The organism is Shewanella sp. HL-SH4, assembly GCF_051164845.1.
Lineage (GTDB): Bacteria > Pseudomonadota > Gammaproteobacteria > Enterobacterales > Shewanellaceae > Shewanella > Shewanella glacialimarina.
In genome coordinates this window covers 2,925,140-2,949,685 of record NZ_CP195037.1, presented here as the reverse complement: position 1 = coordinate 2,949,685, position 24,546 = coordinate 2,925,140, and the positions used below count along the sequence as shown (strand labels likewise).

The 24,546-nt window shown below is 40.9% G+C and carries 24 protein-coding genes; 7 read left to right on the top strand and 17 right to left on the bottom strand.

Features of this window, described 5'->3' with window-relative positions; translation table 11 throughout:
• The first annotated feature begins 18 nt into the window (after window positions 1–18).
• The gene (locus ACRWQL_RS13880) at window positions 19–558 is read left to right on the top strand and encodes a methanogen output domain 1-containing protein (RefSeq protein WP_434950588.1); all 540 of its coding nucleotides are present in this window, start codon (window positions 19–21) and stop codon (window positions 556–558) included.
• 328 nt (window positions 559–886) lie between these two features.
• Entirely contained in the window at window positions 887–1,858 is a 972-nt protein-coding gene (locus ACRWQL_RS13875; protein WP_434950586.1) for a sensor histidine kinase, read from the top strand.
• A gap of 314 nt (window positions 1,859–2,172) precedes the next feature.
• Here the strand turns inward: ACRWQL_RS13875 and ACRWQL_RS13870 are convergent, their stop codons facing one another.
• From ACRWQL_RS13870 to ACRWQL_RS13850, 5 genes are all read right to left on the bottom strand, one after another.
• The gene (locus ACRWQL_RS13870) at window positions 2,173–3,132 is read right to left on the bottom strand and encodes a hypothetical protein (protein ID WP_434950584.1); all 960 of its coding nucleotides are present in this window, start codon (window positions 3,130–3,132) and stop codon (window positions 2,173–2,175) included.
• A gap of 224 nt (window positions 3,133–3,356) precedes the next feature.
• A complete protein-coding gene (locus ACRWQL_RS13865; protein WP_434950582.1) occupies window positions 3,357–3,773 on the bottom strand; it encodes a hypothetical protein in 417 nt (138 codons plus the stop codon).
• Window positions 3,774–3,880: 107 nt separating this feature from the next.
• Window positions 3,881–4,414: a hypothetical protein gene (locus tag ACRWQL_RS13860; RefSeq protein ID WP_434950580.1), complete on the bottom strand. Its 534-nt coding sequence runs from the start codon at window positions 4,412–4,414 to the stop codon at window positions 3,881–3,883.
• A 445-nt stretch (window positions 4,415–4,859) separates the two neighbouring features.
• Window positions 4,860–5,627: a hypothetical protein gene (locus ACRWQL_RS13855; protein WP_434950578.1), complete on the bottom strand. Its 768-nt coding sequence runs from the start codon at window positions 5,625–5,627 to the stop codon at window positions 4,860–4,862.
• A gap of 119 nt (window positions 5,628–5,746) precedes the next feature.
• Entirely contained in the window at window positions 5,747–6,145 is a 399-nt protein-coding gene (locus tag ACRWQL_RS13850) for a hypothetical protein (protein WP_434950576.1), read from the bottom strand.
• Window positions 6,146–6,907: 762 nt separating this feature from the next.
• Here ACRWQL_RS13850 and ACRWQL_RS13845 point away from each other — a divergent pair.
• On the top strand, window positions 6,908–7,870 hold the full coding sequence (locus ACRWQL_RS13845) for an integron integrase (RefSeq protein WP_434950575.1): 963 nt from the start codon (window positions 6,908–6,910) through the stop codon (window positions 7,868–7,870).
• A gap of 119 nt (window positions 7,871–7,989) precedes the next feature.
• Here the strand turns inward: ACRWQL_RS13845 and ACRWQL_RS13840 are convergent, their stop codons facing one another.
• From ACRWQL_RS13840 to ACRWQL_RS13795, 10 genes are all read right to left on the bottom strand, one after another.
• Window positions 7,990–8,760: an ABC transporter permease gene (locus ACRWQL_RS13840; protein WP_226413527.1), complete on the bottom strand. Its 771-nt coding sequence runs from the start codon at window positions 8,758–8,760 to the stop codon at window positions 7,990–7,992.
• Window positions 8,760–9,695, bottom strand: coding sequence for an ABC transporter ATP-binding protein (locus tag ACRWQL_RS13835; RefSeq protein ID WP_434950573.1), 936 nt, complete (start codon window positions 9,693–9,695; stop codon window positions 8,760–8,762). Before ACRWQL_RS13835 ends, ACRWQL_RS13840 begins: the two co-directional genes overlap by 1 nt.
• A 67-nt stretch (window positions 9,696–9,762) precedes the next feature.
• The gene (gene hpt / locus ACRWQL_RS13830) at window positions 9,763–10,290 is read right to left on the bottom strand and encodes a hypoxanthine phosphoribosyltransferase (protein WP_434927069.1); all 528 of its coding nucleotides are present in this window, start codon (window positions 10,288–10,290) and stop codon (window positions 9,763–9,765) included.
• 7 nt (window positions 10,291–10,297) lie between these two features.
• A complete protein-coding gene (locus ACRWQL_RS13825; RefSeq protein ID WP_434950571.1) occupies window positions 10,298–10,957 on the bottom strand; it encodes a flavin prenyltransferase UbiX in 660 nt (219 codons plus the stop codon).
• Between the two features lie 46 nt (window positions 10,958–11,003).
• Complete coding sequence (gene mpl / locus ACRWQL_RS13820) at window positions 11,004–12,392, bottom strand: UDP-N-acetylmuramate:L-alanyl-gamma-D-glutamyl-meso-diaminopimelate ligase (protein WP_434950569.1); 1,389 nt, start codon at window positions 12,390–12,392, stop codon at window positions 11,004–11,006.
• A gap of 116 nt (window positions 12,393–12,508) precedes the next feature.
• Window positions 12,509–13,168 carry a GTP cyclohydrolase I FolE gene (gene folE, locus ACRWQL_RS13815; protein ID WP_434953386.1) on the bottom strand — a complete coding sequence of 220 codons (660 nt, stop codon included), beginning with the start codon at window positions 13,166–13,168 and terminating at the stop codon, window positions 12,509–12,511.
• Window positions 13,169–13,208: 40 nt separating this feature from the next.
• A complete protein-coding gene (folX, locus tag ACRWQL_RS13810; RefSeq protein ID WP_226413517.1) occupies window positions 13,209–13,586 on the bottom strand; it encodes a dihydroneopterin triphosphate 2'-epimerase in 378 nt (125 codons plus the stop codon).
• A 121-nt stretch (window positions 13,587–13,707) separates the two neighbouring features.
• Window positions 13,708–16,779 carry an efflux RND transporter permease subunit gene (locus tag ACRWQL_RS13805; protein WP_434950567.1) on the bottom strand — a complete coding sequence of 1,024 codons (3,072 nt, stop codon included), beginning with the start codon at window positions 16,777–16,779 and terminating at the stop codon, window positions 13,708–13,710.
• A gap of 7 nt (window positions 16,780–16,786) precedes the next feature.
• Window positions 16,787–17,869: an efflux RND transporter periplasmic adaptor subunit gene (locus ACRWQL_RS13800; RefSeq protein WP_434950565.1), complete on the bottom strand. Its 1,083-nt coding sequence runs from the start codon at window positions 17,867–17,869 to the stop codon at window positions 16,787–16,789.
• A gap of 1 nt (window position 17,870) precedes the next feature.
• Complete coding sequence (locus ACRWQL_RS13795; protein WP_434950564.1) at window positions 17,871–18,968, bottom strand: efflux RND transporter periplasmic adaptor subunit; 1,098 nt, start codon at window positions 18,966–18,968, stop codon at window positions 17,871–17,873.
• Between the two features lie 233 nt (window positions 18,969–19,201).
• On the opposite strand from ACRWQL_RS13795, the gene ACRWQL_RS13790 reads away from it, so the two are divergent.
• Together ACRWQL_RS13790 and ACRWQL_RS13785 are read left to right on the top strand one after the other, a co-directional pair.
• Window positions 19,202–19,606, top strand: coding sequence for a thiol-disulfide oxidoreductase DCC family protein (locus ACRWQL_RS13790; protein ID WP_434950563.1), 405 nt, complete (start codon window positions 19,202–19,204; stop codon window positions 19,604–19,606).
• Between the two features lie 93 nt (window positions 19,607–19,699).
• Window positions 19,700–20,569 carry an SDR family NAD(P)-dependent oxidoreductase gene (locus ACRWQL_RS13785; RefSeq protein WP_434950561.1) on the top strand — a complete coding sequence of 290 codons (870 nt, stop codon included), beginning with the start codon at window positions 19,700–19,702 and terminating at the stop codon, window positions 20,567–20,569.
• An 82-nt stretch (window positions 20,570–20,651) separates the two neighbouring features.
• On the opposite strand, the gene mdh is transcribed toward ACRWQL_RS13785, so the two are convergent.
• Window positions 20,652–21,587, bottom strand: coding sequence for a malate dehydrogenase (mdh, locus tag ACRWQL_RS13780; RefSeq protein ID WP_434927075.1), 936 nt, complete (start codon window positions 21,585–21,587; stop codon window positions 20,652–20,654).
• A gap of 506 nt (window positions 21,588–22,093) precedes the next feature.
• Between mdh and ACRWQL_RS13775 the strand changes: the two genes are divergently transcribed.
• Window positions 22,094–22,543 (top strand): GNAT family N-acetyltransferase, encoded by a 450-nt coding sequence (locus tag ACRWQL_RS13775; protein ID WP_226413503.1) that lies wholly within the window; start codon window positions 22,094–22,096, stop codon window positions 22,541–22,543.
• 147 nt (window positions 22,544–22,690) lie between these two features.
• The gene (locus ACRWQL_RS13770) at window positions 22,691–23,590 is read left to right on the top strand and encodes a hypothetical protein (protein WP_434950560.1); all 900 of its coding nucleotides are present in this window, start codon (window positions 22,691–22,693) and stop codon (window positions 23,588–23,590) included.
• 64 nt (window positions 23,591–23,654) lie between these two features.
• Here ACRWQL_RS13770 and ACRWQL_RS13765 read toward each other — a convergent pair whose 3' ends face one another.
• Window positions 23,655–24,443, bottom strand: coding sequence for a ribonuclease H1 domain-containing protein (locus ACRWQL_RS13765; protein ID WP_434950558.1), 789 nt, complete (start codon window positions 24,441–24,443; stop codon window positions 23,655–23,657).
• Window positions 24,444–24,546: the final 103 nt, after the last annotated feature.

Genomic DNA, 24,546 nt, shown 5'->3' with positions numbered 1-24,546 from the left:
GGACGATGGAAAATAATCATGAATGAGATAAAGGTAAACAATATCCAATTAGATCATCTCAGTATCCCGCTTGAACGTGATACTTTTTTTCGCTCGGTTATTCGAGGGATCTCAGGGCAATTAGAGGACCTTATCGGCCTTGATGAAGCATCGGGATTTATCAGTATCGTCGGGCAAGAGATTGGTACTGAAATCAATGATAGCTATAAAAAAGAATTACAGGTATCCAAACTAAGTAGAGACCAAATTTGTGGGGTATTACAAGACCTCAAAACTCGTATAAAAGGCAATTTTCATATTATTAGCGTGGATGAAAATAAGGTTATTCTTGGTAATAACACTTGTCCATTTGGTGATAAAGTTCATGGCCGCCCTTCATTATGTATGATGACATCTAACGTTTTTGGCACCATAGCGGCCGAAAATAACGGCTATGCCAAAGTCACTCTAGATAAAACAATTGCTCGAGGCGATAAATGTTGCCATGTCACTGTGTATTTCCAAGCAACTGACGAGGCAGAGGAAGCCGAAGGTAGAGAGTACTACGAGGGAAGTTAATCAAAATGCTACCAGAGAACTTCGATAGAATCACTAATGCACTTCAATCGCCTCATTTATTACTCACTAATAAAGGCATTATCGTGTCCTTTAACAGCCGCGCTAAATATATATTTCCGTTACTAAAACAAACAAGCTCTATGGTTCACATCAGTGAACTCTTAAATGAAAGCCCTGATAAAATAGAGCGGCTGTTAAAAATGTGGTCTCGCACTCAAACCCTCTCCCCTCAAGCTTGATATTTCATGAACAAAATGAGTCTAGTTCGACATACCGATGTAATGGGAGTGCGATAAGATCCAGTGCTAATAATCATCAGCCCTTGATCATGTTGCAATGTAACAATAAAGAACAATCCACGGCGATTTTTGCAACCCTTAATCTAAAAATTGAGCAACTAAAACATGAAATAAAAGAACGTCGTTATACTGAACAACAAATTCTTTTACTCAATAAAAACCTAGAGCAATCTATAAATGAAAGAACAGCGGAACTACAACATAAAAACCAAGAACTAAATCGTTTTTTAGCCGAATTAAAGAGCGCTCAAGATCAAATTATTCGCTCTGAGCGTTTAGCATCCTTGGGAGGAATGGTTGCCGGCGTAGCACACGAAATCAATAATCCTGTCGGAGTTTGTTTAACGGCCTCATCTCATTTGACTCAACAAGTTAGCTGCTACCAAACGCTTTATCATCAAGATAAATTGACTCGTAATGATTTAGAGAAATTTTTAGAGACGGCCTCTAAATCTTCTGCAATTATCGAGTCCAACCTTAACCGTGCAGCCAATCAAATAGGACGCTTTAAACAGTTAGCGGTAGATCAATCAAATGATGAAAAACGCTTTATAAATGTAAAAAAATATCTCACTGAACTTCTTTTAAGTCTGCAGCCCTATTTTGAAAATACATCACACACATGGAATATTATGTGTGATAAAGCACTGACAATCGAAACCTATCCTGGTGCCATTGGGCAAATTATCACTAACCTCATCAGTAACTCAATGACCCACGGATTAGTTGATATTGACAATGGAAAAATTGAAATCGAAATATTCCAAAATAAAGGTTTAATTCAATTTCACTATAAAGACAATGGAATTGGTATTCCACTGCATGACAGACCAAAGGTTTTCGATCCATTTTTCACCACCAAACGCAACCAGGGCGGAAGTGGCTTAGGAATGAATATTGTTTATAACCTTGTCACAGGAAAACTAGGCGGAAATATCAGTATTGAGAATAAACAGAGTAACGGTGCGTATTTCTTTTTTACGATTCCAGAGTCGCTGTAATAAAATATTGTTTGTTAATGGTTGATCAGCATAAGAGTTTTTAAGCTAATAACATTATGAATCGCGTGGTATTATCCGCTGTAAGATTAGGCTATGAAATATGCCAAAGACCAAAATACACACTGAAAACGTCGATAATTTACTAGGGAACTTCAATTGCGGACTTCAATAGACTTTCGACTTCAATAATGCCACCCATAATTTTGAAGTCGCAGAAAAGCTTAATATCGATCAAGTGGGAAATAGTTTTGTCTGATTAAGAAATGATTGTTTCAAAGGCATCTTAGACCATATTAGTAGTTGGAATACACTCACTAATCTTGATCTTGAAAATCAGTTTTTAATTTCAAAAGCTTACGATTATTGTTATGCAGTTCAGCCCATCCTTTTCTAAACCCTTCAACACTAAAGAAAAGTTCATCAAAACTACCATCACTGATGGCAATAGTTAAGCCGCGCTCAATACGATCAGCTAAGGCTTTGTCGTTTTTATTTACAAAAAAATAAATCGGCGATGGATAGTTAAGGATCAATGACTCCTCTATAACCAAACCTTTATTTGCATGGGCAGGTTGCTCCGCCCATATTTCATACAATCCTCGCGGAAAATAATCAAAGCGTTTACTGGCTAGCATCGGGAACAAAGAATCGGATTGGGTCACAGTGACAAGTGGCATGTCATTAGTCGCCAATACATTCGCATCAGGCCACTGCGCACCTTGCCCAGCAATAAAGCCTCGCAAATCCTGTAAGCTATTAACAAGATTAAATTTTACCTGGTCATCTTTTCTAATAAGAAAGATACGATAGCTATTAAGTCCTTTCAGAATTGATATTTTAACTGGACGTAACTGCTGTTGACGTTCAGCGCTGTTCGCTGTCCACATGACACTGAGTAAATGCTTATCTTTCGATAGTTCAGCAATAAGCCGATGAGTGGTATATTGCTCATTTAGATAGGATATCTTGTAAGGCCCATCTGTAATGCTTGTTTTGTCTAACGCCAATGCCAACAACTTTGGAAAATATGACACATGACTTTCAGCGAACTCCTTGCCCATTGGTATGTGTACTTGCAAAACAGCAGCATCAGATACAACTGACGTGTCTGCAACTAACCCTTCACTTGCATTGGCAGCATAGGTAAAACGGAGCAAGAACAGCACTATAATCATCAGGAAAAAAAAGGCTGCAAAACAGCTTAGGTAAACACTATTACAATTGCGAATAACCTTGTGACCCAAGCCCCTTAGTGAAAACTTACCTATCGTCATGTAAAACTCCCTGTCATTACATCTTTAAGTATATATTTTACAATACGTAAATTATTGTAGTAACGTCAATATAACACTATATACGATAGTGAGGAGACACACTGTTGCTGATCGTAGTTGCTGCCAGTTAGAAGCGTATAAGTTAGAGAATAATGCCATATATGGACATGTTATTTATCGTTGAATATTGAGTGTGCTCATACTTAATAGCATTGAAGCCTTCGCTAGTCGCGGCAGTAACCTTCGCCGACACGAACTGACAGGCAGTTTGCTTTCTCGCTAAGCCACTTCATTCCTGTTTCAACACCGCTTGTTGCTCGCAGATGCTCTTTCACGCCATTGCGTTCAAACCTGATTTGATCTCCCACAGCAAGGCCTTTGAAGGTTTGCGGACCGTCTAGGTTTTGAATTGTAACCTCGTATTTTCCGCGTCCACCAGCGAGCAGAAGAAATGTGCCCTCCGGTCCGGCCCACTTGCCAAGCCACTTATCCGCAGCATGAGCAGAACTCGCATTGGGAGAACTCACTGAGGCAACCGGTGCTGAGCTTGATTTGTGATCTTTGCATCCAGTGACGAACAATGTCAGCATGACAAATGCGATAAATGGCTGAAACCTTAGATTCATTGTTGATACACGCATAAAAAGCCTAGCGCCCGCTTAAGCCGAAAATGTAGTTGGCTAAAATATTGAACTAAGTGAAAACAGCCAACTCTATTTTTTCCGTTTAAAAGGGCTTATTAGCTTAGTTATATACCGGAAAAATTATTAAGCGCTTCTTTTATATCTGCTGCCGCCTCTTCTGCAATGGCAGAAAATAAATTTCTTTCGTTTAAGAAAAACATTGAATCATCTTCTTGCCTAGAAATTGCTACGGTTTGTTTAGTTTTTACATCAACCACTTTGATAGTTGAATACAAATTTACGGCGAACTCGCTTTGACTATATTTAACATTTCCATAGATAATAGCTGAGGCATTATTTTTTTCAGCTAATTTTAAAGCTTCGGATAATGTTATATAACTAGAGTCATTATTTGGAAACATTTCCTTGTACATATTTTTAACTAATTCAGGATCAACAATTTTAAAGTTGCTATCAGAACCGAGCTCATATACAAATTTAGACTCAAATGAATCTACATATTCACTTTCCCCTATAATTGGTATTATTAAAATTTTGCTCCAAGTACCTGTTGGAAATTTTTCATTTATTTTAAGATTTGAACAAGCACTCAAAATAAACACTGACATTATTAAGACCACAAACTGAATTTTCTTCACTAAAACTTCCTTTCTAAATTTAAAATACACTCGAGTTTTCCTATATGCTAACGTTTTAGTATTTGTGCATTGCGCTGTTTGCATGGCACAAACCGCTTGTTGGACTTAGCCGATGCCGAGTCCAGGTTAATGGGTACACTTTATGCTCTAGGAATTTGCTTTTTTGATGCTGGTTATGGGCTGCAGAGCAGTTTTGAACTGTTACTACGGCCGGGTTTGTACGTGTTTCATTGAAATTCCCTTGTCATTATGGTATTCCATCACATCTTTTTTAAGTCTAACTGATTCAATGAGGTAAATACACTCGATTGAGTCAGCATTTGGCTCCGGCCAGCGGCTTAATTCATCGCTTGCTGAAGCGGAAAAATACAGCTGGTTAAAGTGTTGAACGGTGTGAGAACAACAACCTGTATTTTTCCGTTTGAAGCCCTTGTTAGGCTTAGGCTTACTTGGCACACTTTATTAATTTTTCTGTACAGTGCCCTTCTGGCCATTCAGATTGTTTCCAACAAAATGAATTATCATCTTTCAAGACTAAATCCCAAAGAAACATTTCTCCATTATCTGTTTTTTGGGTTTCATTGATCACTATTGTACGCAAATACTTGTCACCTTCAGATAAAATAGAATAAACAATTTCTTCGTACGATTCATCGCTAGTTGTTAATCTCATTCCAGATTGAGAGGAGTGATACATTTTAGTACCTGTGTCATTGAAAGAGATATTGATAACATGGTCTGTATTGCAACTATCTTCTTGGTTGCTCCAATCCCACTTTCCTATCAATGATTTTCTGATATTATCTTCGGTAACCGTGAAATATATATTTGCTGAACCAAAATCTTCAATTCCCATTTCTGCGTACCAGTCTCCTGGTTTATCAGTACTTTTATCTAAGTCGTGTGAGCACCAAAAATTAAAGTTACTTCCATCTGACTTAAAAGTGTTGTATTGAGAATTAACTACTCGCCTATCACCATCGTATATAATGCAGCTATATCTATAGTCACCTGCGGGTAAGTTCCATTCCGAAAAAATGTAAAATAATTTGTGATCTAATTGAATAGAATCGATTTCATCGATTGGCATTCCATTTTCATCTAGTGAACTTGTTATTAGAATTCTATAACCACCAGTTTCGTCTACGTTAGCCATTGATGATTGACTAAGAACCATAAGAAAAACTAAGAATAAAATTGAAATCATATTCATGCAATACATCCTGTAAGCCTAGCGCCCCATTAAGAGGTAAATAATGGTTGGCTAAAATAAGCGACGAAGGAGAAAATAGCCAACTGTTATTTGTCCTGCTCGTATGCCTTGATACTCATTTAGCCTACTTTAGATTTAGGTGGATACTCTAAAAAATTATCGTAGTATTCTTTAAAGTAGTGAGCCTCTGTAACTTTAGGGTTATCTGTTTTTATATAGCCAAGAGAAATACCACCAAAGTTATTAATAATGTATTTATAAAAGTTTCCACTTCGATTGGAAGCTAACTTTGCCGCATATTTAAAGTAACGTCGATTTAAGGTTTGATCAGTTTTACCAATATATAATATATCCGATTGGCCTTTTACACGCGGTATAGGTTCTTGAGACCTAAAGAAGTAGACAACACCTTTATCTTGCTTGGCTTCATATGAGCCTAAGAGTTCCTTAAACTCATTAACCAAGTCTTCCGCTGAGGTTATAACTTTAGGAAGCATGATAATTTCGTCAATATCCATTTGTACTCCATACTCCAGTTCAGAGAAATGCCTAACGCCTTGCTAAGCGGATAAAAATGGTTGGCTATAATCGCGAAGCGATGGCCAACTGTTTTTATTCCGTTTAAGCAACTTGTTAAATGGCAGACCTAGTGCACAACCAATATGGAAAATGCAATACAGGTAAACGTGCCACTTATTAATTTAAACTTCATTTTAAACGAAGCCAGTTGACGAACGAAGCTAAACCTCGTTTCTAATGCTATTTTGCGACGAGGATTTGATAACCAAACCCACTGCCTGCACTTGCTGAAAATTAAATGTGCGAGTAACGAATTACAACGCAGGTTATTAATTCAAAATAACAGATTTAAACACATTTAAACGAAACCAGAAAACTAACCTCGCAAATGACTTTGCACAATTCAGACCTAGAAAAGCCAAACTTTAAAAACCTCTACGCAAGCCATTTAACAGCTTATTGAACGGCTCGACCGATAAAGCCGCCCGTTTAAGTTATTGATTAATATCATCCTACATTTCCTATGTCTTTGAAGTAAAGCAATTTAATGACTCTTACACTCAAATATAAAACTAAAATTGCGCGTTAAAAGTGTCTGCGCCAAATGTAAAAAAATAAACCAAGCAAGATCAATATATTAGAGCAGCCCTATTTTTCTCGACATAGTCCTTTAGACTGCTTTTTGTTCACTTATTATTGTTATTCCGTCAAAACCCATTATAACTGTATATAAATACAGTGCAGGTAACATAAAGGGGGAAATGATGGCAGGAACTGGATATTTAGAAGCTATTAGACAACAAATTAGGGTAAGGCATTACAGCTACCAAACTGAAAAGTCATACCTTTATTGGAACCGTTATTTTATAAGATATTTTAAGTTTACTGCTGCAAAGCATATTTTACCTACGCATATTGAACAGTTTTTATGTTTTCTAGCAAACGAACGGCGAGTGTCTAGCAGTACGCAACAGCAGGCGCTTTGCGCGCTGGTTTTTGCCTTTAAACATGTGTTAGCCATCAATACAGACAATTTGCAGTTTCCTTATGCTAAAGCACCAACACGCATTCCTCAGATATTAAATGATGCAGAAGCCAAACAAGTCATCAACCATTTACAAGGAAAATATCAGCTAATAGGCAGTTTATTATATGGTGCGGGTTTAAGGTTAAGTGAAGCCTTAAGCGTCAGAGTTAAAGATATCGATTTTGAAAATCGCACCCTGTTTATTTTTAGAGGTAAAGGCAAAAAAGATAGAGTGTGTATTTTACCCAAAATGACCATTGACCCTATACATGAGCAGATGCTGAATGTGCGTGAGACTCATGATCATGACTTATCTCAGGGACTAGGAATGGCTTCTTTACCCTCAAGCTTACTTAAAAAATTTGGTGCAAGTGCCAAGCAATTGCATTGGCAATATCTTTTTCCCTCCATTCACTGTGTCTCACATCCTATTAATGGCTATATATGCAGGCACCATATTGACCCTACAACCTTTAGAAAAGCATTACGTAAAGCAGTACATGAAACCAACATCACTAAACGGATTACCGCTCATACTTTCCGGCATTCTTTTGCGACCAACTTACTTAAACGTGGGCACGACATCAGAACAATACAGGAGTTATTGGGCCATAATGATGTCAAAACGACCCAAATATATACCCATGTAGCAGGTTTGCACCAAACTGGGGTGCAAAGCCCAATGGATTATAGTTAACGGCATTAGATGACCAGCCTTTGTGATCGCCAACAAAGTGAACCATGTAAATTACGCCCACAAAAAAGGACTCTTGTGAGCCCTTTAAAATTACGTTTATGCTTATAAGCTATTAGCTTCTAGCTACGCAAACCAATACCGCGCGATATAAGGTAGTAAGCCAAGGTCCATAAGGCGACACAAAAACCGACCATGATAGCCACCGATAACGGCACGCTGATATCGGCAAAGCCTAAAAAGCCATAGCGGAATACGTTGATCATATACACCACAGGGTTTAACCCTGACACACCTTGCCAAAACTCTGGCAATAATGATAACGAGTAAAATACTCCGCCAAGGTAAGTTAATGGGGTTAATACAAACGTGGGAATGATGCTGATATCGTCAAAACTTTTGGCAAATACCGCATTAATTAACCCGCCGAGTGAAAATAGCACTGAGGTTAAAAACACCGTTAATATTACCAAGCCAACGTGGTGTAAGCTGATATTAACAAACAGCATAGCCACTACAGTCACAATAAGGCCGACACATAAGCCACGGGCAACGCCGCCGCCGACATAGCCGGCTATCATCACATAATGCGGCACGGGCGCCACCATGATTTCTTCTATATTGCCTTGAAACTTAGCACTATAAAATGATGAGGCCACATTAGAATATGAGTTAGTAATAACTGACATCATAATTAACCCTGGGGCGATAAATTCCATGTAGCTTACGCCGCCCATTTCACCAATACGGCTGCCGACTAAGTTACCAAAAATGAGAAAGTATAAGGTCATAGTGATAGCTGGCGGCACTAAGGTTTGCACCCAGATACGGGTGAAGCGATTAATTTCTTTCTTTAAAATACTTCTAAAGGCGACTAAATACAGTGCGTTCATTATTTCGCCCCCTTGGCTTTTTCAACGAGCTCGACAAATAGCTCTTCTAGGCGGTTAGCTTTATTGCGCATCGATAGCACTTCTATGTTGGCAGTGGTTAGCTGGGTAAATAGGCTATTCATACTTTGGCTTTTAGCCACATCAACTTCTAGTGTGTGTGGGTCTATCAAGCGACATGACATGTTTTCCAGCTCAGGTGCGGCGCTGAGATTTTGAGTCAAATCTAAGATAAAGGTTTCAACATTTAACTTACTAAGCAACGACTTCATGCTAGTGCATTCTACTAAACGCCCAGTGTCGATAATGCCAATATTACGGCACAGCATTTCAGCTTCTTCAAGATAATGGGTGGTAAGAATAATGGTTACGCCCTGGACATTAATCTGCTTTAAAAAATCCCACATTGAACGGCGCAGTTCAATATCTACTCCGGCTGTGGGCTCATCTAAAATAAGCAGTTTAGGTTCATGCATTAATGCGCGAGCAATCATTAGGCGACGTTTCATGCCACCGGACAGTTCACGGGCCTGCGCATTACGCTTATGCCATAAATCCAGCTGTGACAGGTATTTTTCAGCACGAACCAACGCAATGTTGCGTGTCACGCCGTAGTAACCCGCCTGGTTAACTACGATTTGCAGTACGGTTTCAAACTGATTAAAGTTAAATTCCTGAGGCACTAAGCCAATACACAATTTGGCGCGTTCAAGTTGTTGGTCAATGTCAAAGCCAAACACTTTGACGCTGCCTGCGGTTTTTTGCACTAACGAGCTAATAATGCCAATAGTGGTCGACTTACCTGCTCCGTTAGGGCCTAGCAATGCAAAAAAGTCACCTTGTTTAACCGTTAAACTGAGTGACTTAACGGCTTCAACTCCCCCTTTATAGGTTTTTTGTAGGTTTTCTATCACCAGGGCATCGGTGTGTTCTGTCATGCTAAATTCCTTATTTTATCGAAAAAAACTCCCACAATTGTGGGAGTAATTTGTAATACTGCTGTCGTTATAAAGGCACGACTTTAGCGATGTAAGGCAGATTTCGATATTGCTCGGCATAATCAATGCCGTAGCCCACAATAAACTCGTCGGGAATTGTCATGCCAATAAAATCAACGGGCACATCCACTTCACGGCGTTCTGGCTTATCTAATAAGGTGCATAAGGCCAGACTTTTTGGATTACGCAGCAATAAAATTTCACGCACCTTGTTTAAGGTGTTACCCGAGTCAATTAAGTCTTCAACAATCAATACGTCACGGCCAGCAATATCTGATTGAACATCTTTTAATATTTTGACATCGCGAGAACTGGTGGTTGAGTTGCCATAACTTGATACCGACATAAAGTCGATTTCAACATGACCTTTAATACGGCGACATAGGTCTGCCATAAAAACCACTGAGCCTTTCAATAAGCCAACCATGAGTAAACGTTCGCTGTTGGCATAGTGGGCGTTAATACGCTCGGCAAGTTGATCTAAAGTTTTATTGATTTCTTCGGTTGAAATCATAGGTTCTATGGTGTGTTTCATACAGTTCTCAATTATCAATATCTTGGGGGGCGTCGACGCCATAACCCCAGCGATTTGTCAGTTCGTGTGCAATACCCAAATGATCTAGAATTCGGGAAACCATGAAGTCTACCAGATCTTCCACCGATTTGGGATTATGATAAAAACCCGGGGCGGCTGGCATTATGGTGGCACCATTGCGAGTGAGGCTTAGCATATGCTCTAAGTGTATGGCACTAAAGGGCGTTTCTCTTGGCACCAGTATTAACTGGCCGCGCTCTTTAATCACCACGTCGGCTGCACGTTCTAATAAATTATTACTCATGCCACTAGCAACTGCGGCTAATGTGCCTGTTGAACAAGGGCAAATCACCATTTGCTTAGGTGCAGCACTGCCGGATGCTGGCGGCGAAAACCATTCTTCTTTGCCAAGTACAATTAACTCACCGGCTAAAGGCGCTTGCAGCTGAGCAAAATAGCTGAGTAATTGCTCGCGGGCTTTGTCGGGATTAGCACTTAATTGCAAGCCGTGTTCGGTGGCAAGTACCACTCTGGCGGCGCTCGATATCATTAAAAAAACCTGATAATCGGCAACCAATAAACATTGCAGTAATTTGATGCCATAAGGTGCACCCGAGGCCCCGGTCCACGCAAGGCTAATTGATTTATCTTTTTTGGCGTAAGCCATCTTTAATCCTTTATGAAGCGAGCAGCATGATTAATTAAATAACTGACTATTTCTTCAGCAGCGCATTAATGATTTGTTGGTGAATACCATTAAAACCACCGTTGCTCATTATCACTACTGTGTCACCTGGATTAGCCGCTTGACTAACTTGTGCCACAATTTGACTAATATCATCGCTGACGGTTACTGGAATAGCAGCTGAACGCATATTATCGGCAATGTCCCAACCGACATTACTGGCTTGATACAGCCATGCTTCATCGGCCAGCGCCATCGAATTGGCGAGAGTATCTTTATGCACGCCACTTTTCATGGTGTTAGATCGAGGCTCAAGCACCACAATAATTTTGCCACTGGCGTTATCACCTGTGCCCACTTTGGCGCGAAGTCCTTTTAGGGTGGTTTCAATCGCTGTTGGGTGATGGGCAAAATCATCATAAACCGCAATATTATTGGGTGCTGCTAATAATTCCATTCGACGCTTTGGTGGGCTAAATTGCGCTAAAGCGTCAATAGCATGCTTGGGAGTAACGCCCACGTGTCGCGCTGCGGCAATGGCCATTATCGCATTTTCAATATTGTGCAGACCGATTAAGCCCCAATTTAAAACGCCCTGGGACTCACCTTTAAACATCACTTCAAACTCGTGGCCGTCGGCGGCAATACACCGACCTTGCCAACCATCGCTGTCAGTTGCACTAAAGGTTTCTTGCTCGCTCCAGCAGCCCATGTCCATAACCTGTTGAACCGCAATCACATCCTTAGGCCAAATCACTTTACCTTCACCCGGTACGGTGCGAATAACATGATTAAATTGGCGTTGAATAGCGGCTAAGTCAGCGAAAATGTCAGCATGATCAAATTCTAAATTATTGATCACCAATGTCCGGGGTTTGTAATGGACAAACTTAGAGCGTTTATCGAAAAAAGCACTGTCGTATTCGTCTGCTTCAACCACAAAAAAAGCCGAGTCGCCTAATCGTGCTGACACACCAAAATTTTGCGGTACGCCACCAATTAAAAAGCCCGGTTGGTAGCCGCAATACTCTAATACCCACGCCAACATGCTGGCAGTTGACGTTTTTCCGTGGGTGCCAGACACAGCCAATACCCAACGATTAGGCAAAATATGTTCAGACAAGAATTGTGGTCCAGAGGTATATTTTATCCCGCGGTTTAATACCGCTTCAACGCACGGATTGCCTCGGCTCATGGCATTACCAATCACCACAATATCGGGCTGACTAATGCCTTCTTCGCCCAATTGGCTTGGGTCAAAACCTTGAATCAGCTCTATGCCCTGCTGTTCAAGTTGCGTGCTCATCGGTGGATAAACATTAGCATCGCTGCCAGTGACCTTATGGCCCATTGCACGTGCTAATAACGCTAAACCACCCATAAAGGTGCCACAAATGCCAAGAATATGTACGTGCATGCAAAAACTCTATTAAAGAACCATTTGCGCTTATTCTACCCAGTAGCAAAGGCATTGTCAGTTAACAATGCCTTAATTTAACTTCATAATGAACGATACAGACTGGCTAGACTTGATTAAGCGGCTAAAAACTCAGCGCGAGTAGAGGCGTTAGCCTTAAAGCTGCCACCTAAGGCGGTGGTTTGCGTGCTTGATGTGGTGTCCATTATACCGCGAGACTTAACACAATAATGGGTTGCTTTGATAGTTACCGCAACATCTTCGGTTTCCAGTAATGTTTGCAGTGCCACTAATACCTGCTGTGTTAAGCGCTCTTGCACTTGAGGGCGCTGGGCAAAAAATCGCACAATGCGATTTATTTTTGATAAACCAATAATATTGCCCTTAGGGATATAAGCCACTGTAGCGATACCATCTATGGTAATAAAGTGATGCTCACAGGTGCTCACCACACTGATATCGCTGACTTTAACCATCTCTTCCACGCCCATTTTATTTTCAATTTGGCTGATTTTTGGGAAGTTGGCGTAGTCTAATCCAGAGAAAATCTCATTAACGTACATTTTGGCAATACGGTGCGGTGTTTCAGCTAAACTGTCGTCGGTTAAGTCTAACCCCAGCGTCGCCACAACTTCGGTCATTAAACCTTTAATGCGCTCATACTTTTGTTGTGCGGTGAGCTCTGTAGGTAATAATGGCGTTTCTAATCCGTGCGCAACTAATGCTGACTGCACTTTTTTTGCGGCGTCTGAAATATTGCCGTTGTTTACTGACATAATGCTATTTGCTGACATAAAATTGGCCTCTTAAATAAGGTTAACGGCGGTGTTCTAAAGATAGCGACACAGAATCGGCAAAGCGTAATGCATGGGGCTTGTCGATGGTCACTTTAGCTAAAGTCACTGATGGATGTTCGCTACATATGTCAACGACATCGGCAACCAGCTTTTCAAGGAGTAAGAATCGTCCTTCCTCTACATGCTGAATCACTTTTTTAGTGATAATTTTGTAGTTGAGCGCATCTGCCACATTGTCGGTTTGAAATGACTTGTCTGCTGGGTAATGTATTTCAATATTGATTACCACATCTTGCTGCTTCTCTCTTTCATCCTGGTTAAAGCCGATAAAAGTGCGTAAACGAAGGTTGGTGACATTAATAACAGCTTGGCTATAAGCGCCTATTTTTGAAGACATCGTTATGGCTCACATTAAATACAGATGCAACTTTATACGGCATGTTTTGTTGAACGGTTCACATAGCGGCAATAAAAAAGCCCTACTCGATAAGCAGGGCTTTAGCGGTTAACAATATTGACTAGAAGGTCTTGTAATCACGGTATTTCACATTAAAGAATATGATGTAAAACACAGGTACAATAATTAACGTTAAGATGGTGGCAACACCTAACCCAAACATGACTACCGCAGCTAATGATTCAAAAAACGCATCTGTGATTAACGGCAATACCCCAAGAATAGTTGTTACCGCTGCCATACACACAGGACGCACACGGCTAACCGTCGACTCAAATACTGCTTGAAATATCTCTTTGCCGTCATTAATTTCGGTGTTGATTTGATCAAGCAACACAATGCCGTTTTTCAGTAACATACCCGATAAACTCAACATACCCAGTAGCGCCATAAAGCTAAAGGGTTTATCTAAAATCAATAACCCTGAAGTGATACCTATAATCGCTAAGGGGACGCAACACCAAATAACCAGTGGCTTACGCACTGAATTAAATAGGAAAACCGTGATTAAAAACATCAACAAGAATCCAATAGGCAAGGTTGAAAACAGTGACGCTTGCGCATCACTGGATGATTCAAACTCGCCGCCCCATTGCAATTCATAGCCTACTGGTAAATCCAGCGCTTCAATTTTAGGCCTAACTTGATTAAACAGTGCCGCTGGCAAAATATCGTATTCAAAATCAGCATCGGCAAACACGGTTAAAGTTCGTTTACGGTCGCGACGTTGAATAATCGGGTCTTCAAATTTAACGTCAAAGCCATCTACAACCTGCTGAAGTGGCACAAAACCATTAATCACCGGACTCCAAATACGGATACTTTCCATTGACTCAATATCGACACGTTCATCATTAGGTAAACGACCAATAATCGGTAATAAGGTGGTGCCTTCACGGTAAACCCCTATATCTACCCCAGTAAAGGCGAACTTAATCGATCTATCCACTTCACTTTTAACAATACCTAAACGGCGGGCCTGGGTTTCATTAAAGCGCGGTTCAATGTATTTAACCCGGTCACGCCAGTCATGGCGCACGTTGACCGTACCTGGGGTGTCGTTAAAAATGGTCATAACCTGTGCCGCAAGTTGACGCAGTACATCTGGGTCTGGGCCGCTTAATCTGGCTTCAATTTTGGCATCTGTCGAAGGGCCGATTTCTAAGCGTTTGAACTTAAGCTGGGTTTGTGGGAAAAATTGCTCTGCTTGACGTCTAAACTCAACCATTACCGGTTGTAAAGTATCAAAACTACTGGCACGAACCGCTATTTGACCGTATGAGGCAAAGTTTTTTTCCGGCGAATAGGTTAATAAGAAACGCGGAAAACCTTTACCTATGGTTGAAGCCACATACTCAACATTTTCAATAACGGCGACTTTGGCTTCCATTTGTTTAATAACTACTTCGGTTTCGCGAATATCTGCGCCTTCAGGCATCCACACGTCGACTAAAAATATCGGCGTTGTTGAAGGCGGGAAGAAGGATTGCTTAACATAGGCAAAGCCTGCAATAGAAATCACGAACATCACCAGTACCGCAAAGGTGCTGAACCAGCGAAAGCGCATACAAATATTGAGTATTTTTTTGTAAAACACAAAAAATGCGCCGCCATAGGGATCGGCTAACTCACCTTCAGGCACTTTTTCACCCTCTTTGCCAAAAAATATCTGTGCAAAAAATGGTGTGATCGTAATGGCGGTAATCCAGGATAAAAACAGTGAAAACAGCAGTACCCAGAATAATGATCCAGCAAATTCACCGGTAGCATCAGGGGATAAGCCAATTGGCGCAAACGCGATAATCGCGATAACGGTAGCGCCTAATAATGGCCACATGGTTTGCTTAACAATGGCTTGACCAGCTTCGAGTGTAGTTTGGCCTCGTTGGCGACCAATTAAAATACCTTCGACCACCACAATGGCGTTGTCCACCAGCATGCCTAAGGCAATGATCAATGCGCCAAGTGAAATACGCTGCAATTCAATTTCCGCCTGCAGCATCAGCATAAAGGTGCCAAGACAGGTTAAAAAGAGAATCAGACCAATTAAAATACCGCTTTTAACCCCCATAAAGACCAGTAGCACACCAATAACAATGACGACTGCGGCAATCAGGTTCCACACAAAGCTGCTAACCGAAACATCCACCTCGTTAGGCTGGTTATACATGGTTTCAATGTGCATGCCTGCGGGTCTGGCGCTTTCAATTGAGGCTAATTTAGCATCGACTAGCTTACCCACTTCTACAACATTGACCCCAGATGAAAATGAAATACCAATGTTGATGGCACTATTTTGGTTAAAGCTTAATAGGTTTGTGGGAATATTTTGAAAGCCACGGCTGACGGTCGCCACATCTTTAAGGTAAATCAGTTTATTACCTTGAGTACCGGGAATAATCAGCTCTTCTAGCTCTTCTACGGAACTAAAGCCGCCACTGGTTCTGATTTTAAGGTTATCACCCGAAACACGAATGTTACCGGCATCAGACACCATATTTTGTGAGTTAAGTAGATTTGAAATAAGTTGTGGGTCAATATTAGAACTGGCCGCTTTGTTCAGCGACATTTCAACAAAAACTTGCTCTTGCTGTTTGCCCGCAAGCGACACCTTACCCACGCCGGGTATGAGCTCTAATTCACGCTTAACATAATCAACATAGTCTAATAAATCTCGATAACTGTAATCAGCACCGCTGACCATCAGCATGATGCCGTATACATCACCAAAGTCATCGTTAACCATAGGAGCATGCGCCCCAGGCGGTAAACTTGATGCCATATCATTCACTTTACGACGCAGCTCATCCCAAATTTGGGGCAATTCATCTGGGCCATAATTGTTTCTCATGGTGACGGTGATTTGTGACATACCAGAGGTACTGAGAGAGCGAATTTTATCAATATAAGGCAGTTCTTGAATGGCTTTTTCGACCAAATAAGTGACTTCTTCTTCGACTTCAGTTGAGGTCGCACCTGGATATAAGGTGACTACCACGGCATCTTTAATGGTAAATGGCGGATCTTCTAGCTGGCCTAATCCAGTGAAGGCCATTAATCCACCGATAAGTAAAATAAGTATAAACATCCAACTGATCACGGTATTTTTTACGAAATATCCTGCAATATTCATCTAGTTATTACCCTTGAATTAATTGAACTTGTTGGCCTTCAATCATACGAGAAGCCCCTGTGGTAATAATAGTTTGACCATCTTTAAGTCCACTGACCACTTCAATGTTGTCACCCACAATAACCCCCAGTTTGACTGGCTGATACTGCACGGTTTTAGTGTTGGCCTGATAAACCCACACACCACTTTCCTGATGAGCGAGTTGGTCGCCATCTTTCATTACAACCGCTTTTATGGGTAATAAAAATTGGCGGCTGTAGGTATAAGTCATATTACTTAAATTGACTTTAACTTTGGCTGGCATTCCTTCCAACACTTTATATTGATCGTCTAAATCTACTGCAATAGTGGCAATATAGGTTGATGTAGTAGGATCTTTTTCAGTATTAATTTCAAGTAATCGACCTTGAAATACCACCCCTTCAAATGCTTCAAAACTGACTTCGAAGGCACTTTCATCTGTTGCCCGTCGAGAGACGGCTATCAACATATCGGGGATTTGCACATCGACTTCAATTTGCTCGGTTTTTTGTACACTTAATACCGATATACCCGGTTGAATGTTTTCAAATGACTGTAAAAAAACATCGCTGACCATGCCATCAAAAGGCGCGCGTAATTCAGTATATTGCAGGCTAAGTTCAGCCTGTTTTGCCTGTGCTTTTGCGACTAAATATTGCGCGTTCATTTGGTCATATTCTGATTGTGCCATCAGTTTTTTATTGACTAACTGCTTACCACGCTGGGCTTGTTTAAAGGTCACCTCCATACGAGCCTGGCGATCATTGAGCACAATTTCATAGTCACGCTTTTCAAGCACGGCAAGTAAATCACCTTGCTTAATCGTCTGGCCTTTGGAAACCGGTAATCTTGCTATGCGCCCTTCAACTCGAAATGATAATTTAGTCAGGTCTTGCGCCCGTGACACGCCGTTAAATTCTCGCATCACCTGATTTTCAATACTGGGTAAAGTGTACACATCTACTAGGGTAGGTTTATGTGCCATCTCTAGCGGTTTGCTACAACCGGCCATAAAGACCAATGAGACCAAAGCGCTGATGACAATATTAGTGGTGTTGTTAATCTTCATATTACAGCCCTCTTTCCTTGACCCAGCGAACCGTACTTTCACCGTCGGTTAACTCACTAGCGCCCGCGACCACTAACCAGTCACCGTCCTCTAATCCTGATTCAAGTTGATTATCATTTAATGTCACCGCTACTTTTTCGACTTTTAGTTGTTCAGGTAACCAACGAAAAACATAGGTTTGACCATTTTCTTCAACTCTCGCGCCCGCGGCAATAACAGGATTACTGCTAGCACCTCGGTAAGGCAGCTTAACCCTGACTGATGCAGCCATTCCGGGTAATACATTTAATTCGGTTGGCATTTTCAAGGTGAGAATAATGGTATAACTGCCAGTACTAGTATCCGCTACGGTACTGAGCTCTTTCAGTCTGGCTTTATACCAGGCATCACGGCTGTCAAATTTAACATCGATATTTTCTACAGGCCCTTCATTGACTCGATTAGCTTGAATTGCGCCAATAAACTGCTCGGGCAATTGAAAACTAATGTCGATAAATGATTCAGTGCGAATGCCCATAATCGATTCTTGTGCTTGCACAAACTCAAACTGTTTGCGATCACGCTTTGAAATCATGCCATCATAGGGCGCTTTTAGTTGAGTATAAGCCAGATCAGTTTCGGCTTTATCCAGTGCGGCTCTGGCAATGGTGAAATCACTTTTAGATTGGTCAAAATCGTTACGGGACACCACACCTTGTTCCACTAAACTGCTGGAACGTTCAAATAGTACTTTGGCCAGTTCATATTGCGCTTTAGCCACTTCGTACTGTTGTTGGTATAAATCACTGTCTAGCTTGGCCAGTAAGTCACCCGCTTTAACATGATCGCCCGGGCGCACATAAATATCAGCTATTTGTCCTGCCACCCTAAACGACAAAGAGGCTTTATCTGCCGCGCGGACCTCACCGGGTAATAACCGCTCACGAAAGCCTTTGCCAATATCAAGCTGTATGACTTTAACGGGGCGGGCAAAGGGTTGAGCATTAGCATCAACTGTAATCTCATTACTATCACTAGCAATGCTAGGCGGAGCAACCATCAAGCTAATCAGCATGATCGAGGTGGAGGAGAACGAACAGAACATCTGACGAACATTCATTGTGCTTGATCCTTCAAAACATAATATTAATTAATGTTAACATTTAACTAAGTGGGACATTAAGTCAATTTAAAAACAATGAGGATCTAATTAGCTTATTTAATCGTATAATTCTTCATCTACGCGCTACTGTAACGTTAACATCGTTTCTAGACAGCCATTCTACAAGATAATGGCAATGATTAACCTTGATACCAAGGTTCGATTGATTGTAATGACATAAGGAAAACACTATGGAATTGACCATATTTTACGACAGCACATGTCCACTGTGTGCCAATGAAATGCGTCAACTTAAACGACATGATAAGCACGACGAGATTCATTTAGAGGACTTATACAGTGTTGATTTACATGAGCGTTTTCCACAAATTGATATCGAAAAAGCTAACATTATACTGCACGGCTTAACTAAAGAAGGACAACTGCTGTTAGGGCTAGATGTTACGGCAAAGGCATGGGGAATTACCGGTAAGCACTTTTGGGTTCAGTGGCTTAGAAAACCTTTTATTAAACCGGTCGCGGACAAAGCTTATCTATTTTTTGCTAAAAATCGCTACAAAATCTCGTACCTGCTTACCGGTAAGCAGCGGTGTAATAATGGTCAATGTGGCTTACCTAAGAACAATTTGAAGTAATCAGATTTGAAGTCATCAGATTTACAGCAATCAGTGCTGATAATTAACCTCAAAGGCCTTAGAAAACCTTCAATTTAACGGTGGATATGATCAGTGCAGAATAACGCTAACCCAAACAACTCCTCTAATACTGTTGCTGAGAATACTGCTACTGATAGCACTGTTGCTAATAGCACTGCTGAATTTGTGATTATTATTGGTGCAAATTCGGCTATTGGCCATGCCTTTGCTACTCAATGCCTTAAACAAAACCAAGCCGATAATCACCCGCAGCCGATTAATTTGATCACCATTAGCCGAGATGACTATCTACACAGTGCCGATATACATCATCTAATCTCTCAAAATAAAACGTCATCATGGCAACATCACCAATGCAGTAATTTACAGCAGGATATTGAGAAACTGATGAATCAACAGATCATTCCTCAAATTACCGCAAGCAACGGCAGTGTTAGCAGAATATTAATCTGTAATGGGGTACTGCATCAGGGGGCGATACAACCTGAAAAAAAGATAGAAGATATCAATGAAGTCAATTTACTCGCCTTGATGCAAATGAATACCATCACGCCTATGCTTTGGCTGCAAGGTTTGGTAAAGCTGTTATCAAAGCAGCGAAGTCGAGTCGTGATAAGTATTTTAAGCGCCAGAGTCGGTAGTATTAGCGACAATCGCCTTGGCGGTTGGTATAGCTATCGCACCAGTAAAGCGGCATTAAACATGTTGATAAAAACCACTGCGGTCGAGTTTGCTAGGCGGCTCAAGCACGTCAAGCTGATAGCTTTTCATCCTGGCACCACAGACACACCATTATCAAAACCTTTTCAGCACAATGTGGCCGAAGGTAAATTATTTACCCCTGAGTTTGTGGCGCAGCAGCTTTACAACATACAGTCAAATATTACCCTAGACGGCCAAGCTAGTTTTATTGATTGGGCAGGCAATGACATTCAATGGTAATGCTGGGTTGGTTATAGAGATATAAATTACAGCCATAAAAAAACGCGAAGCATAGCTTCGCGTTTTTTATTAGCGAGTTAAATTACTTAACGAATTCAACACCTAGTTTAATATCAGCTTTTAATGTATCTAACATTGAATCACGTGCATTAGCTTCAAATGCGCTTACGTCACCGTAAGGAAGCACTTTTTCTACGCCGTTTTTACCTAAAAGGATAGGTTGAGCGAAGAACTCAGCGTGTTCGCTGCCACCATCAACATAGGCACATTCAACTACGTTCGCTTCACCTTGAAGACCACGAACTAATGATAAACCAAAGCGACATGCTGCTTGGCCCATTGATAATGTTGCGCTACCGCCACCGGCTTTAGCTTCAACAACTTCAGTACCTGCGTTTTGAATGCGAGTAGTCATTGCTGCAACTTCTTCATCAGTGAAAGTCACGCCTTCAATTTGAGAAAGTAGTGGAAGAATAGTCACGCCGCTGTGGCCGCCGATCACGTTAACTTTAACATCAGCAACGTTTAAGCCTTTAAGTTCAGCAATAAAAGTTTCGCTACGGATAACGTCAAGTGTAGTGATGCCGAATAAACGGTTTTTGTCGTAAACACCGGCATTTTTTAATACTTCAGCAGCAATCGCTACAGTCGTGTTTACTGGGTTAGTAATAATACCAACTAATGCTTTAGGACAAGTTACTGCCACTTTTTCCATTAGGTTACGCACGATACCTGCGTTGATGTTGAATAGATCTGAGCGATCCATACCAGGCTTACGCGCAACACCAGCAGACATTAATACGACGTCAGCATCAACTAATGCATCCGTTGGATCTTGACCAGCAAAACCTTTTACTTCTACATCTGTTGGGATGTGACTTAAGTCAACCGCAACACCAGGAGTAACAGGAGCGATGTCATATAGAGACAACTTTGAGCCAGCAGGCAGTTGAGTTTTTAACAATAAAGCTAAGGCCTGGCCAATACCACCAGCAGCACCAAGTACGGCAACTTTCATAATCATCTCCATCTATTTATACAATTTGTGACATAGGTCTACTATCTTTCGTGGCGTCACATTACTGGATTGGCGGGCTAATTTCAATTATCCATTAGTGGAGTGTCGTAAATAAGTGTTTACTCAATTCAAGGTAAATCAGCACTGCGTGTTTGAATGTGAGGGTTATATCATGGTGCAATAAGATATGACTGAGCAGTGCAAGTTTAAATGCCACTTTTCAACTGTCAATTCGATGGCTTATTTGTTTTACATTAATGGCGAATAAGCCTTGATATGAATTAGATTATTCGAGTTTGATCGCTTTACCCATCACAGGTTGTTACAAATACCGATTAACGGCTGAGCTAACTTGCAAAATACAATATATGTTGTAAACACATATTGTATTGGTAACACCACGGGTTATTAACGCCATGACTATAAGTGAATAGGTCATTTATAGTAGGATGCTAATGGACCCTAAATTAAATTGACCGCAATCAACCGCCAAATTGAGAGAAAAAATGAAAATAAGAAAAGGCCAATTAGCAGACCTTACCGCACTGGTTAATTTTAACCAGGCGATGGCAATGGAAACTGAAAACCTGCAATTAGACAATGCAACACTTACCCGTGGCGTAAACGGATTACTCGCCAATCCTGAACGTGGTTTTTATTTAGTGGCTGAAATTGATGACGTTATTGTCGGCTCATTAATGGTGACATTTGAATGGAGCGACTGGCGCGCTTGCCAGTATTACTGGATCCAAAGCGTGTATATTCGACCAGAAAACCGTCGTCAGGGGATTTATGCAAAACTGTACCAAGCGATAAAAGATATGGCCGCTGAAAAAGGCGATGCTGCAAGTTTCCGCTTGTATGTCGAACAAGAAAACAAACCGGCGCAAAAAACCTATGAGGCTTTAGGTATGGAGCAAAGCCACTATTTGATGTACGAAGAAAAAGCCAAATAACTTAAGTAGCCATTGTACAATCACAACAAAACAGCTTACAAAACCTCGGCCAGTAAGCTGTTTAATGAACGTTAAAACACATAAAAAAAGACCATGAAGGTCAAGTAAACAAGCATGTTTACTATTGTATTATTAAGGAAGATCTCTTTGTTAAACATGAAAAAACTATTGCCACTTCTAGGGGTAATGACGTTCTCAGCTTCAACTCTTGCTTCACAAGAAATATATCTTGAGTGCAATACTTGCACAACTCAATCTCAACTGGTTAATTTTGCTAAACAAAACGCAAGATTAAATGCGACTATTGTCATGCATGTCATTAACTTAAATGATATTTTGTATGAGAAATATCTAGTCACTAAAACAAAATCTTTTGAATGTGAACAAAATAACAAGTCAGATATACCAACAGATATATCACCGGTTTGCCAGAATGTTTATCATTACAAAACGACCAGTCAAAGCATTGATAAAAAAGATTTAACTGACTTTACCAACTACGCCTTAGCGTATAATGAGACTACAAAGTTTTTCACCCAAAGTGCTATCGAAATCCCTAGCAGCATGGTGACCTCGGCTTTTGAGTTAATCGACAATAGCTATCCCCAAGGACTTTCAGTTTATTACTTCAATAATAGCCTACCAAGCTCCGCGCTTTACAAAGAAAAACTCACTAGATGGTCTACAGGCATTTCAAACAAAATAACCACCTCAATAGCGGTCAAGCCACCATCATTAGTCTTTACCTATGCTGATGGCACTTTAGCTTATGCGGCTCTGGATTTCGTCGATTTCGATGGGCAATACCATTTTAAATTTACAACAATTAAAGAGGGTAATAATAGTTTGGACTTAACAAAAACCAACCCATTTGGCGACAATTATACCTTTACGAATATGTCGCTCGAATCTTGGGGAGTCTTATTGGAAAAGCTATCACTTCATGACTTGACGGTGAGCAACACAACCAAAAAGATAGTACCTAGCGGTAATGTCAGCATTGTATCTATATGCGCAACAAGTGAAGTCTGCACAGATCAAATTTAATATTGAGTATCTTTACTGCGGGTTAATGAACCCACAGTAAAGATACTCAAAGCTGTACCTAAAATTACCCGGCTCGCATCGCCATTATGGTCGTTAGGTTGATTGGCTCCTGATACTGAACAAAATCCTTTTGTTGCTGATCTACGGCATAAATAGACATTCTGTCGGCCAGTTCATTGCCTTCTATACCAACATGGGCAGCCACATGAACTAACTCTAATCGATCTTTTAGTTGATCATAAAGCGCATGGGCTTGTTTGATCAGATCTAAATTGGCAATCTCGCCGCCTTTGCGGGTCCAGCCTTTGGCTTTCCAGCCGTAGGCCCAATTACTAATACAGTTAATAGAATATTGTGAGTCACTGTAAATACGCACGGTCAAGTTGTCAGCCAGCGCGCTAGCAGCCATTTTGATCGCTTCATGTAGCGCATTTAATTCAGCAGTATTGTTAGTGCCATTAGGGTTAAATAAGCCATACCACAAAGCAGCAAGTTCACCTTTACGATATACAGCAACACCTGAGCCCGCTTTACCTGGATTAGGGTCACAGCCGCCGTCGGTATACAGCACAACGTCAAACTCACTTAATGCTGTGGGTTGATGCTCGGCTGTTGAGCCAGATTGAGTTTTTGTTGTAGACGATTTAGCCGAGCTGTTTTTAGTCGAGTTGTTTTTAGCCGAAAAGATTGCTTTATTGGCTGACTGGGCAAAAGCCGTTTTTGCTTCTGATTCGCTAGGGAAAGATTTGTACTTAGCCCCCGGAAACTTGTCCACCTGACGCTTTGCTTCGTCCCAGGTGGTATAAATGCCAGGGGTATGACCTTGCCAAACGACGTAAAATTTCTTTGCCATGAGTGGCCTTGATATTTAAAAAAATGATATATCGATCATGCCATGTCAAGCTTATGTCGTCTATCGCTTATGGCTTAGCTTTGCTAACTGAGCTTTGATTAGC

Bases quoted from the DNA above. Each gene is read 5' to 3' on its own strand.
- ACRWQL_RS13870 (WP_434950584.1), bottom strand. From the start codon at position 3,132: ATGACGATAGGTAAGTTTTCACTAAGGGGCTTGGGTCACAAGGTTATT.
- ACRWQL_RS13835 (WP_434950573.1), bottom strand. From the start codon at position 9,695: ATGACAGAACACACCGATGCCCTGGTGATAGAAAACCTACAAAAAACC.
- ACRWQL_RS13865 (WP_434950582.1), bottom strand. From the start codon at position 3,773: ATGCGTGTATCAACAATGAATCTAAGGTTTCAGCCATTTATCGCATTT.
- ACRWQL_RS13825 (WP_434950571.1), bottom strand. From the start codon at position 10,957: ATGGCTTACGCCAAAAAAGATAAATCAATTAGCCTTGCGTGGACCGGG.
- ACRWQL_RS13805 (WP_434950567.1), bottom strand. From the start codon at position 16,779: ATGAATATTGCAGGATATTTCGTAAAAAATACCGTGATCAGTTGGATG.
- ACRWQL_RS13795 (WP_434950564.1), bottom strand. From the start codon at position 18,968: ATGAATGTTCGTCAGATGTTCTGTTCGTTCTCCTCCACCTCGATCATG.
- ACRWQL_RS13765 (WP_434950558.1), bottom strand. From the start codon at position 24,443: ATGGCAAAGAAATTTTACGTCGTTTGGCAAGGTCATACCCCTGGCATT.
- mdh (WP_434927075.1), bottom strand. From the start codon at position 21,587: ATGAAAGTTGCCGTACTTGGTGCTGCTGGTGGTATTGGCCAGGCCTTA.
- ACRWQL_RS13840 (WP_226413527.1), bottom strand. From the start codon at position 8,760: ATGAACGCACTGTATTTAGTCGCCTTTAGAAGTATTTTAAAGAAAGAA.
- ACRWQL_RS13875 (WP_434950586.1), top strand. From the start codon at position 887: ATGTTGCAATGTAACAATAAAGAACAATCCACGGCGATTTTTGCAACC.
- folX (WP_226413517.1), bottom strand. From the start codon at position 13,586: ATGTCTTCAAAAATAGGCGCTTATAGCCAAGCTGTTATTAATGTCACC.
- hpt (WP_434927069.1), bottom strand. From the start codon at position 10,290: ATGAAACACACCATAGAACCTATGATTTCAACCGAAGAAATCAATAAA.
- ACRWQL_RS13845 (WP_434950575.1), top strand. From the start codon at position 6,908: ATGATGGCAGGAACTGGATATTTAGAAGCTATTAGACAACAAATTAGG.
- ACRWQL_RS13880 (WP_434950588.1), top strand. From the start codon at position 19: ATGAATGAGATAAAGGTAAACAATATCCAATTAGATCATCTCAGTATC.
- ACRWQL_RS13800 (WP_434950565.1), bottom strand. From the start codon at position 17,869: ATGAAGATTAACAACACCACTAATATTGTCATCAGCGCTTTGGTCTCA.
- ACRWQL_RS13855 (WP_434950578.1), bottom strand. From the start codon at position 5,627: ATGAATATGATTTCAATTTTATTCTTAGTTTTTCTTATGGTTCTTAGT.
- mpl (WP_434950569.1), bottom strand. From the start codon at position 12,392: ATGCACGTACATATTCTTGGCATTTGTGGCACCTTTATGGGTGGTTTA.
- ACRWQL_RS13850 (WP_434950576.1), bottom strand. From the start codon at position 6,145: ATGGATATTGACGAAATTATCATGCTTCCTAAAGTTATAACCTCAGCG.
- ACRWQL_RS13790 (WP_434950563.1), top strand. From the start codon at position 19,202: ATGGAATTGACCATATTTTACGACAGCACATGTCCACTGTGTGCCAAT.
- folE (WP_434953386.1), bottom strand. From the start codon at position 13,168: ATGTCAGTAAACAACGGCAATATTTCAGACGCCGCAAAAAAAGTGCAG.
- ACRWQL_RS13775 (WP_226413503.1), top strand. From the start codon at position 22,094: ATGAAAATAAGAAAAGGCCAATTAGCAGACCTTACCGCACTGGTTAAT.